Origin of the sequence: Aliivibrio fischeri (assembly GCA_038993745.2) — a bacterium.
GTDB classification, from domain to species: Bacteria; Pseudomonadota; Gammaproteobacteria; order Enterobacterales; family Vibrionaceae; genus Aliivibrio; species Aliivibrio fischeri_B.
This window is the reverse complement of record CP160630.1, coordinates 34,143-49,126: the sequence shown is the minus strand read 5'-3', so window position 1 is coordinate 49,126 and position 14,984 is coordinate 34,143. Positions and strand designations below refer to the sequence as shown.

The 14,984-nt window shown below is 35.6% G+C and carries 12 protein-coding genes and 2 pseudogenes; 6 read left to right on the top strand and 8 right to left on the bottom strand.

The window, feature by feature from the left end; all coding sequences use genetic code 11:
* Positions 1–10: 10 nt before the first annotated feature.
* On the bottom strand, positions 11–961 hold the full coding sequence (locus tag AAFX60_014250; protein XDF79595.1) for a LysR family transcriptional regulator: 951 nt from the start codon (positions 959–961) through the stop codon (positions 11–13).
* A 179-nt stretch (positions 962–1,140) separates the two neighbouring features.
* Here AAFX60_014250 and AAFX60_014245 point away from each other — a divergent pair.
* Together AAFX60_014245 and AAFX60_014240 are read left to right on the top strand one after the other, a co-directional pair.
* Positions 1,141–1,952: pseudogene (locus AAFX60_014245) on the top strand (enoyl-CoA hydratase/isomerase family protein).
* Positions 1,953–2,300: 348 nt separating this feature from the next.
* Positions 2,301–2,504, top strand: coding sequence for a hypothetical protein (locus AAFX60_014240; GenBank protein ID XDF79594.1), 204 nt, complete (start codon positions 2,301–2,303; stop codon positions 2,502–2,504).
* A 77-nt stretch (positions 2,505–2,581) separates the two neighbouring features.
* Here the strand turns inward: AAFX60_014240 and AAFX60_014235 are convergent.
* Together AAFX60_014235 and AAFX60_014230 are read right to left on the bottom strand one after the other, a co-directional pair.
* Positions 2,582–4,095: pseudogene (locus AAFX60_014235) on the bottom strand (peptide MFS transporter).
* A gap of 333 nt (positions 4,096–4,428) precedes the next feature.
* Positions 4,429–4,614, bottom strand: a complete 186-nt coding sequence (locus AAFX60_014230; GenBank protein XDF79593.1) for a hypothetical protein — start codon at positions 4,612–4,614, stop codon at positions 4,429–4,431.
* Positions 4,615–4,930: 316 nt separating this feature from the next.
* Between AAFX60_014230 and AAFX60_014225 the strand changes: the two genes are divergently transcribed.
* Both AAFX60_014225 and AAFX60_014220 read left to right on the top strand, forming a co-directional pair.
* Positions 4,931–5,161, top strand: coding sequence for a D-fructose-6-phosphate amidotransferase (locus AAFX60_014225; GenBank protein XDF79592.1), 231 nt, complete (start codon positions 4,931–4,933; stop codon positions 5,159–5,161).
* A gap of 143 nt (positions 5,162–5,304) precedes the next feature.
* On the top strand, positions 5,305–5,457 hold the full coding sequence (locus AAFX60_014220; GenBank protein ID XDF79591.1) for a hypothetical protein: 153 nt from the start codon (positions 5,305–5,307) through the stop codon (positions 5,455–5,457).
* Between the two features lie 56 nt (positions 5,458–5,513).
* Here AAFX60_014220 and AAFX60_014215 read toward each other — a convergent pair whose 3' ends face one another.
* The 3 genes from AAFX60_014215 to rsgA form a co-directional block, all read right to left on the bottom strand.
* Positions 5,514–5,765: a hypothetical protein gene (locus AAFX60_014215; protein XDF79590.1), complete on the bottom strand. Its 252-nt coding sequence runs from the start codon at positions 5,763–5,765 to the stop codon at positions 5,514–5,516.
* Between the two features lie 400 nt (positions 5,766–6,165).
* The gene (locus AAFX60_014210) at positions 6,166–8,232 is read right to left on the bottom strand and encodes a leukocidin family pore-forming toxin (protein ID XDF79589.1); all 2,067 of its coding nucleotides are present in this window, start codon (positions 8,230–8,232) and stop codon (positions 6,166–6,168) included.
* Between the two features lie 531 nt (positions 8,233–8,763).
* A complete protein-coding gene (gene rsgA, locus AAFX60_014205; GenBank protein ID XDF79588.1) occupies positions 8,764–9,825 on the bottom strand; it encodes a ribosome small subunit-dependent GTPase A in 1,062 nt (353 codons plus the stop codon).
* A 525-nt stretch (positions 9,826–10,350) separates the two neighbouring features.
* Here rsgA and AAFX60_014200 point away from each other — a divergent pair.
* Both AAFX60_014200 and AAFX60_014195 read left to right on the top strand, forming a co-directional pair.
* Positions 10,351–11,076, top strand: coding sequence for a hypothetical protein (locus AAFX60_014200; protein XDF79587.1), 726 nt, complete (start codon positions 10,351–10,353; stop codon positions 11,074–11,076).
* Positions 11,077–11,105: 29 nt separating this feature from the next.
* Positions 11,106–11,816 (top strand): hypothetical protein, encoded by a 711-nt coding sequence (locus AAFX60_014195; GenBank protein ID XDF79586.1) that lies wholly within the window; start codon positions 11,106–11,108, stop codon positions 11,814–11,816.
* 99 nt (positions 11,817–11,915) lie between these two features.
* Here the strand turns inward: AAFX60_014195 and AAFX60_014190 are convergent, their stop codons facing one another.
* Entirely contained in the window at positions 11,916–13,883 is a 1,968-nt protein-coding gene (locus AAFX60_014190; protein XDF79585.1) for an alkyl sulfatase dimerization domain-containing protein, read from the bottom strand.
* 141 nt (positions 13,884–14,024) lie between these two features.
* Entirely contained in the window at positions 14,025–14,936 is a 912-nt protein-coding gene (locus AAFX60_014185; GenBank protein XDF79584.1) for a LysR family transcriptional regulator, read from the bottom strand.
* Positions 14,937–14,984 lie beyond the last annotated feature (48 nt).

The window sequence follows — 14,984 nt, the reverse complement described above, 5'->3', positions numbered from 1 at the left end:
AACCGACAAACTACTTCGTACCGCCATATAATTTGGCGAAATCTGGTATATTTTTCTCCCACATCGGAGAGTCCTCTCCAATAATCGATTTTAAAACATCAATAAATAACTTGGTTTTAATCGGGGCATCTCGGTGTGGGTATACGGCATAAAACGTTCCAAAATCTTCAAGATTCAAATGAGTCATTATTGGGATAAGCTTTCCTTCAATAATTTCGTTTTCAATCATTTGGGCTGTTACCACTGCAAGCGTATTACCTGCTACTGCACTTTTTACTACCATCTCAACATCATTCACTTTATACGCGACATTCAAATGAAACTGTTGCTCAACCTTGTTTTCATCAAGATAAGTGAACTTATCAATAAATAAACCGGGAGCCGCATAAATCGTCGCGGGTAGAGATTCTAGCTTTTCAATCGTCTCTATTTTCCCATGCTGTTGAATAAAATCAGGCGACGCGACAATTAACAAACGGCTTCGAGCAATTTTACGAGAAATCAAACTGGAGTTCTTTGGTCTGCCAATACGAAAACCAATATCAAAGCCTTCTTGCACGATATCCACCACTCTATCTTCTAATCTCAACTCGCACTTCACATCTGGATATTGCTTCTGAAAAACCGAGATAGCATCTTGAACGTACTGTCGCCCAAACATCATTGAACTGGTAATTCGTAATATCCCTCTTGGCTCAGAATGGTAGTTTTGCGCTAAACGATGAGTGTTATTAAGCAAATCACGTAATAGCTTCGCTTGGTTGACCATCTCATTACCCGCAGCGGTTAATGATAACGAGCGCGTGGTGCGGTTAAGTAAGCGAACCCTTAACTCTTCTTCTAAACGACTTATCTGCTTTGAAATGACTGAACGATCAAGATTCTTTTGCTCTGCAACATTAGTAAAAGAGCCAAGTTCAGTGACTTCTAACAATAAAAGTAAGCGATTAGAAAAATCCATTTGAGCCTCACGGGAATAAATAAAAACAGTATTGGTGCAATTTTAGCATCAATATTGTGCCTTTATTAGTATTTTTCTCATCTAATAGATTACTTATAGTTACCTCACTGACGCAGAGGACACCCTCTCAACGTAACCATATTTAAACTAGCCAATAGGCGATTTAGAGGAAGTACATTATGAAAACATTATCAATCACTAACCAAAATGGCATCGCAACAGTAGCTATCAATAACCCACCAGTGAATGTATTAACCATTAATCTAATTAACGAAATTAATGAGTATGTACTTTCTTTAAAAGATGACCGAGATACTAAAGTGGTGGTGTTTAAATCACTGCATGAAACCTTCTTTTTAGCACACCTTGATCTAAACGTGATCAACGGTACGCAAGGCGGTCAAGCAGCGTCTATTGAGTTCAACCACATGATCATGAACATCAAAGCAATGAAACAAGTGTCTGTTGCTTTAGTTGATGGTGTGGCTCGTGGGGCGGTAATGAGTTTGTTATGGCGTGTGATCTTGCTTATGGCACCGAGAATGCAGCGTTTGCTCAACCAGAAGTTCACGTAAATATTCCTACTGGCGGACAAGGCGCAGTTCAATTCGCAAGAAGAATGGGCAAAAACAAAGCATTACAAGCTCTTCTATTGGGTAACGATTTCACAGCACAACAAGCTGAAAACTTAAATATCATTACTCAATTTGTTCCTAAAGCAGAAATGGATAACTTTTTAGCCATGACTTTAGGTGTGATTAGCACATTAGAAGTGCGTGATATTGTGATGTACAAAGAGATCATTGCGACATCAATTAAAGATGAAGACGCGGGCGCAGAATTAGAGTTACGTTACTTTTTAGAGCGTGCTAAAGAACAAAAAACAGCCGCTATTATCTCTGCATTTTTAAAACACGGCGGACAAACAGAGCGTGAAGCAAAAGATATCCAAGGTATTTTTGTTGATACCGCGGCTGAACTGTCTAAATAAAACTCAATCCCCCATAAATTAGCCGTCGTATTGGCGGCTAATTGTCGTTGAAAACTAACATAATACTGCAAAGGTAACTAATGATGCTCCATTGATTGATAGTACGCATGGCTCAAATTTATTACCAATAAAAGGAAAATTAAGTGAGGTGAAAGTAGATACGCTCACGCACATTAATCACCATTTATCTAAAAAAGATAATAACTTAATTGGTAAAGCTTATGTCGGTCGGTTTTAGCTGATATATAAACAATATTATTGATTACTGTAATTTACATCAGTTATGCAAATAAGATAATTGGCGTAGTCTAGATCAAGCTAAATAGTTACGTTCTAGGAGGGCTACGTATGTGTGACGATTTAGATGACTACTTTAAGGATCTAGAAATAGAGTTGGATCAAAAAGAATTAAAGGGGCTGGGGAGGAATAAAAGAAAATGGAATATAAAAGCTTGGACTTTTGAAGAGCTTGTTTTTGTTTTCTTGATTTCCAGTGGAGCTTATCTCTTTTTTTCCTTTTCCGATGAACTTCAACATGGCGGTATAATTTGACTCTTTCCCACCAAACAGAATAAGAAAAGAGCTATTCGCTCTTTTCTTATTTCTTTTGCTCATCTTACTACTTTATATCAACCGATATTTGATCTCATTGTTGTGTCTACTTTTTCTTCTGCTTCTAACGCTTCACCTCGAGTAATTAACTTTTGAATCACTTTAGATAACCCTAGCGTCAATACCGCCATAAATGCAGCCACTTGCGCTAGCATATAAAAGTAACTGGTATACACGGTTTCAACCACTTCTGGTGTAAATACGATGTCTTTTGGTAACGCGATTTTCGTTGCAATTACCGCCGCTAAAATACCACTTAATGAAATCGCAACCGCGCGTAAACCAATTGAAAACGCAGCAAGGTAACGTGGCACCATTTCAAAAATAAACCCAGCGCCCAAAGCCCCAACAATAAGCTCAGCCCCTGATTGAAAAAAGTGAACCAGTAATATCCAATCTGCTGATATTTTACCATTCTCACCAATTGATCCTGCTGAAAGTTCTAATAACCAAAAGCAATGGTACTTAGCATGAATGCACCCGCAATTTTGGTCGGAATTGTTGGCGAATATCCTTTACGATCTAACCATGCATAAAGTTGAATCATTGGTCCACCAAGAACAAAACACCATAGAGGGTTAAATGCCATATTCGATTCAGGATGGATAGGAATAAAACCAAGTAACGTATCATCCATTAAATTAATGGCGTACATGTTCATTGAGGTAAACATTTGACCATAAAAGAAATAGAACACAATAAGAATACAAACCGTAATTAATACTGCCACCATTTTGTATTGATATGCGCGTGTAGCTTGAGTTATCTCATAAATAAAATAACCAATAGCACCAAAGCCCAAGGTATAAAGAATATATTTACCCGTTTCAAGGTTTGAAAATATCCAAAAGATTAGGCCTAGCATAGCTGCTGAACCAGCAAAAAACAGACCCCAAGTTTTTAGTGGTAATGGCGCTTTATCTAAATCATTACCGACACTCACTAGCTCTTTACGGAACTTATAAAACATAAGTAAATTTAGCGCCATTAAAATAGCAGATACAAAAAATACGCCTTGATAAGCTAGGTAAGCAATTAAAAAAGGAAAAAGATATTTAGCAGAAAAAGAACCAAGGTTGTTAATTGAATAATTTATAGTAAGACCTTGTTGAAAAGCCTCGCGGTTCGTCTCTGAATATGAATTCCCAAAAAGAACCGTTGGGCATGTTGCTGATAATCCACGAGCAAAACCAATTAAGGCAATAGCCAGAATACTCATAGGCACATTAAGCTGACTCGCACCAATACCTAGTAATAAAAAACCGGCTAAATAAGTGGCATAACCTATATATACAGCACGAAATGCACCGATAAACTTATCAGCTAAAAAACCACCAACGGCAGAGAATACAGGGCCAACGGCACCAAAGGCCCCCATCATCATTATGGTATCAGCTTCGCTATAATTAAGATCATCGAGAAAGAATTTAGTGAGAAGTACAAAGGCACCATAAAAAGCGGCACCCCATAAAAATTGTCTGAGGATCAAAACCTTAGCTATCGTGGGAAATCGTGCATTATTGTCTTGCATACTACTACTCCAGAATTATAATGACATCATTAACACCTACTTTTTGTGGGTGTATTTTTTGCCTTTATATCATCTGAAGCTTTCACCATTTGATGCATAAGTCCCAAACTTAAGTGTCAACTTTTTCTATTTAACAGAATGAGAACTAACCCTTAAATTTATTTATTAATAACTAACAATATTGTTATTTGCACTCATATAAATTAAAAATAACGCACCATTGCAGATAAATCATCTATATATACAGCTATTTATAGTTATTAAATAAAAAGGACAACACTAAATTAACGTTGTCCTTTATACTCATGCACTACAAATTGCATTTTTTCTCTTTTACTCAACAGGTAATAATTCAATAGAATCCTGATTAAGCGACTGTCGAAAGAAATCTGGCATGGATTCCATAGTAAAAACAACAGCTTCTTCAAAAATGGTTGTAGAACCACTAAGTGTCCAATAAGAGCTTCCTTTGCTTGTGTTCACTTTAACTTTAAAACGCGTTGGAGTGGTGGTGACCATTTTTCTATTCCTTAAATAACACACCAGATCATGCTACCACTTTCATATTATGAAACCAGACTTTTGACTTATAATTCTCAAACTTTCTCTTTCTTATCAATATGTTGTATCGGAATGGTTACTTAACTGTTAATTATCACCAATTAATTAGCACTATAAAAGAACGTAATTAACAGCAATAATCCAATTTTTCTTTAATTATCAAATAGTAAATCTTACTTTCCACACACAAAAAATAATTATTGATATAGCGCAAAAAATCACCGGATGATTAGGCGTAAGTTATTTTGTACCTAACATTTTTGAAGGAATAAAAATGACGATATCAAAAGCTTATCAAAGAGATATTCTCGGCTTGGCTTTCATCATTTCAAGTGTATTAGCAACACTCTATATCCTTTTGGATATATCGGCTTTATTTGCTTACTTAAACCATGAAGAGAAAATAGCATCCATATTCATCCATGAATCCATCTATTTTTTAATCTTTTTAATCCCACCTTACTTTATCGCTAAGTACATGAATCGAAAGGATACAATCAAATAATTAATAGAGAAGCAAAGAGGAGCGGTACTAACCCCCTCTTTCTTGTTTAGTTTAATTAAATGCTAGTTTTAAATTATTCAATTTTTCTAAACCAAAAGGAACGATAAGATCACTTTAAATTTCAGACATAAAAAGGAATGGCTATGTGCGATTTAAATGATGATTTTGAAGACTTAGAAATCAAACTAACGAAAGCAGAGATAAAACTATTAGGCTGGGATGACAAAGAGTGGCTGATTGAAGCAATGGTGTTTGTTTTCTTCATATGCGCAATCATTACTTTCTATTGTTCCTAACCATTACTTTATAAATCAGTTTTCCTAGTTAGAAACAATAGAACTCAGAACAATAATTAATGCGTTGTTCGGTTTGGACCGTTACGCACTAAATCTTGCCCCGTTTGAAACACTTCCTCTGTTACCCAACGAGACAATAAAAGCTGGTGCTTATCATCCAATACGGCAACAAAACGGCGACCATCTTTATTGCTTGTTGCTAATGCAATACCGGCAACATTTGTTAAGCCAAAACCACCATTTTCAATTGAGATTAAAAACGTTTCTAGATCTTCTAGGTTTGTGATGATGTCTGCATCGTTGTTCATAATTACATACTCTTACTGGGTCAAATTATTGATTATTTCAATTAATTAGGATAGTACGAGGTTTATCACCTAAAGGCAATCCATGCCTCTATTCACAAAAGATAACGATATTCTTTTTTACAAAAAAATTCGCATTCTTTCTGCTTAGGTATCAATCTATTCCATTCTGATAATTTATCTAATGAAACGTACCCATATATTTTATATTTATCATGCACTAGAAATGGATTGATTTTTTTATTCCAACCTACACCATATTCAACTTTCATCGATACCCAAAACCTATAAATTAATCCGCTACCATAATTTTTATATGTGCTCTAAAAAATGAATAACAAAACTCATAACATCAAATACAATAAAGGCCCCTATTAAGGAGCCTTATTAGTATTTAAATTTATTACTTTTGACGAATTCTAATAGACTGGATTAAATCATTAAAATCAGATGCATAAGAACTGCTAGAATGTCTAGTATAGTATCCTCCAGTAAAATTCTTGCCTTCAAAGAAAACAACTTCCCAACCATCTGGAATCGTATATGAACTCAATTTATTATTCATACCTTCTAAGTCAGCAATACTATCTGAAATTGATAAACGTTCACCAGAATAATCAGCATCAGCAAAAATAGTTAATGATTTGTTGTTCACATTTTTCGGGTCAAAAACAGATGTATAAGACGTGATAGTACGAATACTCTGCTCAGTATTTTCTTCAATAGACAAGCCAATTTGTCCCGTTGATTTATTATGAGAAAGATATTCGGCACTACCAACATCTCCTTTTACATATACATTCTGCAATTTATCACCACGCCATTCCCAACGTTGACTCAAATTAAAATTACACGAATTAAGCTTTGTTAAATCTTGTCCATCTAAACATTTTTTCGTATCTGTAGCACTAGCATAGCGTTTATACTGATCATAAATAAATGACTGTGTAACACTATTTGTCGAACAAATAGAAGGCGATAAATTTCCATTATCATCAGCATTGATACATCTATTATTAAATGAAGCAAGTTGTAAATTTACAGGTCGTCCGCCAGTAAAAACCGGATGTTCCCAATCAACAGTAAATGACACAGGTTTATTTATACGACGAAGAGGCGAATCTTCGACACCATAGTATGTTTGATGTGCGCCGACTCCATAAAAATAAAACCAAGAACGATTATAAATTGGTTTCATATTTACTGATGAGTCAATAGTGAATACTGTAGTACCGGTTTCATTTGGAGATGCTTTATAGATAACATCAAACTTAGGAACAAAGCTTGCGTAACCAATAGGTTTAACTAAACCAAGATCAACAGGGTAGTCAGTAACCCAAACTAAATTTGTCCAAGATGTTAATAACGATTCTGATGTCGCATATTGCTCTCTATTCCATTTAAATGAAACATGATGCGGTGAATGTGAATTTCGTTCCACTCGATAATCAGATGTATTAAATGTCAGAGACTTCGTTTGATTATAACTAGCATTAGCTTGAAGGCTTCCTTTCGGTCCTTCAGCGCTAATCTCAGCTCCACCAGAAACTCCCACACTAAATCCTGATGTCTCTGTTATGCTGTAATTAGCATTAATATTCTCTCTTGGAAATGTTTTTAAAATTTGAGCTTTATTATTAGATGTCGAAAAATCAAATAAATAGTCTTGAGCAATCGCACTTGCTGACCATTCGATAGCCCACCCAGAAATAACTTGATAACCGGCATGATTTGCTCTTTCCGACAATTGCTCATTTAAATGAATACCAGTACCAGATGTATTATCATCTAAACTAATCCTAACAATTTTCGCATCAGGGGTTGCTGCCGCACTCGTACCAAACTGTAATGAACGTTCTAAAATAACTTGATAAATTAAAGAAATATTACCATTACTACAAAAAGATCGAGAACCACGATCATCCCAAACTAAAGAATTTGGAAAGCTACATTCAGCATCTGTGATTTGTTTATTTACTTCTAGATAAAATGAAACATGTGGAAGTGAACCTGATTGGCCAGATACATCCTCACCGGAGGATAAGGCGGCAATTGGAGGAGAGTGTTCATCGTTAGAATCTAAAGTAAATAAATTAGCATCATTTTCATTATTCAAAGGAGAAAACATTAACTTGCCTTTATGTCGAGTAACAATCAAGAAGTCTTCTTCAAAGCTTAAACCGATATTATTTCGTAATAATGATTTCTTTTTTTCTTTTAACTCTGGAACGGTAATTCGACTGAAATCAATCAAATATTTCTTATTATTAGCAACTATATCATCATTCATATCAGTATATTTGATAACATTACTAGCTGATTCATCCCAGTTTTGCGCATCGATATAAACTACATCAGGATTCTGTACACTGCTAAGCATTGCAACTGCCGCCCCATCTACATCATCATAAGCATAAGCTCCACCACTTAAACAAAGAGATATACAGCAATAAATAAAACTTTTTTTCATAAAAACTCCATATAATACATGGTAAATAAATCCTAAAATTAAAACACTCAAATACATTAAATAATTCGTTTTTTTAAAATATAGAATTATGCTAATGAAAGTATTTGTTCAAATAAGAATCATTCACACTAGAGATTTATGCAAGTTACATATAATTATATAATTCAACTTGAAACTAAATTTCAATTATATAATTTAATCATTTGATTTTTTAATAATGCCATTTAAAAAACAAACGATTAAAACACATTAACTCACCTTAGATATTTTAGATATTTTAGATATTTACAACTTACCACATAAAAATCAATGGGTTGCAACGGAATGACAAAGTGATATCAATCTACAAACAGTATTATATCGTATAATATTAATACAAATAACAATTAAATTTACATCATAAATCTTTAAAATAACAAAACATAATTAAAAGTCTTATAAAATCATTCATATTTATATTGAATGATTTTATATAAAAAAACCGCCTTTATTCAAAATAATAAAGACGGTTTTATAAATTAACTTTGTATATTAATAAGTGCTCGACTCATACCCTTTTTTACGGCTACGAGCTTCAGCAATAGCGCCATGTACCATTTTTCCAAATGCTTTATCTTTCGCTCGCTGTTCAGCTAGGCTTGCACCATTAATAGCTTGCTCACGCATTAGCTTTTGGTAGCTCACCAAACGGCGCTCATCTAACTCACCAGAATCAACCGCTCTTAGTACAGCACAACCCGGCTCTTTGGTGTGTGAACAATCACTAAAACGACATGTTAGCGCAAGGTCTGTAATCTCACTAAATGTAGCATTCACACCTTGCTCACAATCTGCTAGTTGCAATTCACGCATTCCAGGAGTATCCATTAACAAACCGCCTTGAGGCATTAGCTTAAGAGCTCGGTGTGTTGTTGTATGTCTACCTTTGCTGTCATCTTCACGGATTTCGCCCGTCTCTTGAGCTTCAAATCCAAGCAATCCATTAACTAATGTTGATTTACCAACACCAGATGAACCTAAGAAAGCGATAGTTTGACCATTTTTACAATAGCTATGTAACGCTGTTAGCTCTTTCGCATCTAGCGCATTCACACTGTATACGCTCATCATACGATTCAGTTTTTGCACTTGATCTTGTTTATCATCAGCATCATCGCATAAATCAGCTTTAGTCAGAACAACCACAGGCTCTACTTCAGCTTCTTTTGCAATAGCAAGATAACGCTCAATACGGCTCAAATTGAAATCGTTATTCAGAGAACATACGATCATGACACTATCAACATTCGCAGCAATCAGCTGTGATGCGACTTTAGAACCAGGTGCTTTACGATCAAACAATGATTGTCTATCTAGTACACGCTGAATTCGTAGATCTTCATCAAATAGTACCCAATCACCCACACAAACACGCTCATCACCAGATGGTGGTAATAAACTCACTTGGCCTTGCTCACTCAAAACAATCACATTGCTTCGATGTTGTTCAATAATTCGACCAACCTGAAAATCAGTTAAATCTTCAAAAGTCAGTTGTTGTTGAAAATAAGGTCGCCAGCCTAGTTGCGATAGTGTGAGAATTTGCTCACTCATTTGTTGCTCCATACATATGGTAGATTGTTTACCATTGATAAAAGTATTTAAAATCAATGGTAAGCAATCTAATGCAGGTCCCTCATAAAACAAGGGGGATTAAACTGCTCTATTTTGCTCCGAGATTTTACCACCGTATACAGAAAAAATAGCAATGAAAGTTTTTCGATGAACCTCTCTTTTTCATCGTTTTAAGATCTTGGTAGCAATTATTTACAACAAGATGATAAACAAATGAAGTTTTACTTTTTTTCTCATCAATTAGCCCCACTATTTTTCCGTTTTTACAGAAAAAATATGATTAGTTCAGAGTATGATAATCTTCCTATTTATTTGAAAATTGAACAAAAGCGACAATGAATAACGAAAACAACTAATAGTGATTTTATTTCCTTAAAAACCAAACAGTCACAAATAAATACCTTATACTTAATTATTCACAAATACGGTGGCCAAAAGAATTAATGCGCTTTAGATCCCACTCTCTTTTTCGCTTCGATCAGCTTTAGCTAAAGGATTATGCATATGGTGATTCGTATTTTATGGTTTTGTTATTTAGGAATATTGGTAGGTTGCAGCTCTCATGTTCCCAAAAAAGACAGAGACGATGTAAGAAACAAAATAAATACCACCTCCTCTGAGATCATCACTAAAATCAGTAAAGACTACCCTGATGTTGCCGACCAACTTCAATCAGCAAAAGGCTATGGTACAGTCAGTTTATCAGGCATCATGGTTCCGGCAATTGGAGGAGCGACAGGAAGAGGGGCTATTTATAATAATGAAGATTCTTCAATTACTTATATTGATGTTAACCGATATGACCTTGGTATTGGCTTGGCTCTTGGTAATTATGAAGCCCTCGCTATTTTTGATACAGAAGAGGCAATCGCTGAATACAAGCGAGGAGTCCACACTCTTTCACTTGAAGCGGCCTTAAATCTTGATGATGAAGGGACAACAACTTCAGCCGCACTTCTTGATGCAGAAAATGATGTCCCAGTCTATGTACTATCAAATTCTGGTTTCGGTGCAACAGGAACATTGCGCTACTTATCAACCTCCGTTAACCATGATTTAAACGATACAGGATTAGGTGACTTTACGATTCCAAATAAAACCGAACCTACAAAAGCTGATAGCTATTCACCAAAACCAACAAAAGCCCGAAAAAATGGGAAAGGTCACTTCCTTTTTATGCACAAGCAGTCATTGATAAAGGTTATTCATTACCCAAACCTTATGGCATAAGCATTATCTATACAGATACTTTTCAATACATGGATATCCGTGATTTAGATGTGGGGATTAATGGCTCTAAACAGTACCCTATTGATTTTGTTTCTTTTGATAACAACAGTAATAACACTCAATCACCTCAGCTAAAGCTAGATGCGTGGCTATTCCCTTTTATGAATGTCTTTGGAGCGGTAGGGAAAATTAAAGGGACGGCTGATATAGGAATACAATTCAGCGGCGATGATTTAATTAAACAATTAGGTAGAGATTGCAGCGGAATATTAAAGCCTCCATCATGTAGGCTACAAGGAAAAAATCCTAATGTAAGTGTTACCGCTCATTTAGAAGGTACAAACTATACCTTAGGAACCGTATTGGCTTCAGGGTGGAACAGTTATTTCGTCACTCTACCTATTTCAGTAACTTACGCTGATATGAAAAAGAATGATGCAGAAGGCTTAATCGTCAATATCTCACCTAGGGTAGGAAAGATATTCCCGATCACAGGCCCTCAATCTATCGCCGTATATGCTGGCGGTACCTATTTAGATAGCACATTAACACTAACCGGAACGTATAACTACGAAGGGGTTGGCATTGACTATAAAGTAAAACAAAGTAATACGGATAAATGGGCTAGCTTAGTTGGGGCTAACTACGTATTTAATCAAAATTGGTCATTAGCCATGGAATACGGATGGAAGTCAGATAGAAAAAGACAATTTATCACACTTCTAAATCGACGCTTTTAGTCTCATTCCTATATAAATAAATGAAAAGTTAGTTGTTAATTTAAAATATAAAAAGCCCCATCGAATCCCTTCATTCAATGGGGCTTATTTGCATTTAACTTATGGCGTTACAACACCAAACCATAAATTAAATTGATCAAATACAGACATAAATTTCTGGAACTTAGCTTGATCAGATACTTTAAACTGACCCGCTTTGATTTCATCTTTCAATGTTGTCTTTTTCGCCATCATACTTTCAAATGTCTGACGAGATAGCGTAATATTTACATCTGCGTTATCAAATTGAGTTCCTGAGTATGATTTCAATACTGAATTACTTAAATCCATTGAGTATTTTCCATCACCTTCAACATCAATATTCACTTTAATGTCCATGCCTTTGGCAACTTCAGGTTTAACTGTTACCCCTAAATATTTCATAAACTGATCAAATGGCATATTCACTGCGATTGCTGCTGTATGTGTTGTTGCAACAGGTTTAATACCATTTCGAAGCTCTTTAGCGCCACCTAAATAATAGTTTCTCCAAGGGCCAGACTCAGATTGATAGCCTAGTTGCTCCATAGCATCAGCTTCTAGATAACGAGCATCCATATTTTTAGGATTCGCAAATGTTACATTATTAAGCAAAGTTACTGCCCAGCGATATTCACCTTTTTTAATTGCAGCTTGTGCTATTTCAATAACTTTTTTCTCGCCTCCCATCGCTTCAACGTACTTTTTACCTTCTTCCGTTGGAGTTAATGGATTTAAGTTTGCAGGGTTGCCATCCCACCACGCACCAAAGTAATAATCATAGGTTGCGCGAGCATTGTGCGAAACCGTACCGTAATAGCCACGGTTATACCATTCTTTGCCTAATGAATCTGGTAACTTAATTGTCGCTGAAATCTCATTGGGAGTATAACCTTTGTTTGCTAGGCGTAATGTTTGATCATGCACGTATTTATACATATCACGAGTCTTCGCTAACTGACTCTTAATATTTTCCTGACCCCAAGTTGGCCAGTGATGAGAAGCTATCATTGTGTCAGCTTTATCACCATAGGTATGTAAGGCTTGATCAACATATGTAGCCCACGAAGACGCATCACGAGTTTTAGCACCACGTAATGTCGAAATATTATGAATAGTATGTGTCATGACTTCTGCAGCCATCATCGTTTTATATTGCGGGAAATAAAACATAAACTCAGAAGGAGCCTCAGACTCTTGAGCCATCATAACTTCTAAGTCCACACCGTCAATTGTCATTTCTTGGCCAGTGTAATTAGCAATTTCTGTTGGTTTGACAATACCAGGAGCTCCTGATGATGTTGTTTTACCTAAACCACCATCAACCATGCCTTTGTTACTTGCTTCAAGAAGGTTACCATACATATAAGATGAACGTCGTGACATGGTTGTACCAGCCATCAAATTCTCTGCAACAGAGTGCGAGAAAAAGCCTTCAGGAGCAGCAATTGCAACATCCCCATTGTCAATTTCTTCTTGAGTCGTTACACCTAAAATACCACCAAAATGATCAACGTGAGAGTGAGTAAAGATAACACCGGTAACAGGCACATCTTCCACATTTTCTTTTAATAATTTAAGGCCTGCAGCTGCAGTTTCAGGAGAAATAAGTGGATCAATAACAATCCAACCATCATCACCACGAATAAATGACATAACTGACAAATCAAAACCACGCACTTGATACACGCCATCTTTAACTTTAAATAACCCATTGATATTATTTAATTTAGCTTGACGAAGAAGTGATGGGTTAATGGTTTCTACACCATTATCCTGATTGATAAAATCAAATTTAGCGAAATCCCAAACCACATTTCCCTTCGCATCTTTAATCGTTTTTTCTGGCCAAGTAGCAATAAAACCACGAGAAGCATTTTCAAAATCAGCTTTATTATCAAAATTTAAATATTGTTTTAGTTGATCATTTTTTTGAATAGTAAAAGGGGTTGCTTCTTTTGGTTGATTAGTTGTTGAAGCAGCAAGCACAAGCGTTGGTGCTAATGTTGTAATTACAGCAAGTGATACTATGGATTTTTTTAATGTCATAACTCATCTTCTCTATGAAGACGAACAACTCAGCTTGTTCGTCGATAGAGAAATAATAAGGCTCGAAAAATAAACGATCGATAGCGTAACTTTGAAAAGTGGATTAAATAATATTAAATCCAAAATCTAATGGATTTAATATTATAATTTTAAATCTATCAGGTTATTAGTTACTTGCTCAAACATAGATTTGAGCCACTGATGACCAGTATCAGAGTGCTGTGAATTATGCCATGTCATATAAACAGGTAAGGGGTGGGCTTCAAAGGGCAAAGGTAAAATAGTAAGTGGTGTCATTTTAGATAACATCTTGGCATGCCATACTCCAGTAACACAGAGCCAATCCGTTTGAGCTGCCATTACGATAGAGTTACATACAGAACCCGTTGTATAAGCTTCTTTTCTTTTAGGCAATTTTTCTTTTACCAAAGAATCCATAATGAATTTATCCATTCTTTGGGTTTGCCACAATAAGTGCTGCTCAGCAAAAAACTGTTCTTGAGTAATACTGTCTTTAATCCTTGGATGGTTTTTACTGCATACAACAACAAGCTGTTGCTCAAAAAGCAGTTTATTGTGATAACCATGCTCTTCTAAAGGAACAGTAGCAAGAATTAAATCCACTTTACGCATTCGTAAATCTGTTTGTCTGTCTTGCTCATTTAAATGCTCAATATCTGCTTTAAGCTTTACATTAGGTGCATTTTCATCCCGATAAGCAATTAATGGAGGAACCACCATCAAATCTAAATCTTTATGACTTGATATACGAAACGTACGTTTACTGGTTTTAGGCTCAAACGCTTGACGAGATTTCGCGCCATTAAGTAATCGATTAAGTGGTTCTTGAATTTCCGCATGAAGCTCTATAGCAAAGTTAGTTGGAACGATTCCTCTCCCTTTACGGACAAATAAAGGATCTTGGTACTGTTTACGTAAACGATTTAAAGTATGACTGACCGCCGGAGCAGTGTTTCCTAATGTTTCAGCTGCTTCGTTTACACTAAGTGTATTCATTACAACATCAAACGTTTTCAGTAAATTTAAATCCATTATGGTTATCATCCAATGAGTTACAATCTATTTATTTCTTCATTGTAA

Excerpts from the sequence above, each read along its gene's own strand:
- AAFX60_014210 (XDF79589.1), bottom strand. The coding sequence starts at position 8,232 with ATGAAAAAAAGTTTTATTTATTGCTGTATATCTCTTTGTTTAAGTGGT.
- AAFX60_014250 (XDF79595.1), bottom strand. The coding sequence starts at position 961 with ATGGATTTTTCTAATCGCTTACTTTTATTGTTAGAAGTCACTGAACTT.
- AAFX60_014185 (XDF79584.1), bottom strand. The coding sequence starts at position 14,936 with ATGGATTTAAATTTACTGAAAACGTTTGATGTTGTAATGAATACACTT.
- AAFX60_014195 (XDF79586.1), top strand. The coding sequence starts at position 11,106 with ATGGATATCCGTGATTTAGATGTGGGGATTAATGGCTCTAAACAGTAC.
- rsgA (XDF79588.1), bottom strand. The coding sequence starts at position 9,825 with ATGAGTGAGCAAATTCTCACACTATCGCAACTAGGCTGGCGACCTTAT.
- AAFX60_014225 (XDF79592.1), top strand. The coding sequence starts at position 4,931 with ATGACGATATCAAAAGCTTATCAAAGAGATATTCTCGGCTTGGCTTTC.
- AAFX60_014215 (XDF79590.1), bottom strand. The coding sequence starts at position 5,765 with ATGAACAACGATGCAGACATCATCACAAACCTAGAAGATCTAGAAACG.
- AAFX60_014190 (XDF79585.1), bottom strand. The coding sequence starts at position 13,883 with ATGACATTAAAAAAATCCATAGTATCACTTGCTGTAATTACAACATTA.
- AAFX60_014220 (XDF79591.1), top strand. The coding sequence starts at position 5,305 with ATGTGCGATTTAAATGATGATTTTGAAGACTTAGAAATCAAACTAACG.
- AAFX60_014230 (XDF79593.1), bottom strand. The coding sequence starts at position 4,614 with ATGGTCACCACCACTCCAACGCGTTTTAAAGTTAAAGTGAACACAAGC.
- AAFX60_014240 (XDF79594.1), top strand. The coding sequence starts at position 2,301 with ATGTGTGACGATTTAGATGACTACTTTAAGGATCTAGAAATAGAGTTG.
- AAFX60_014200 (XDF79587.1), top strand. The coding sequence starts at position 10,351 with ATGGTGATTCGTATTTTATGGTTTTGTTATTTAGGAATATTGGTAGGT.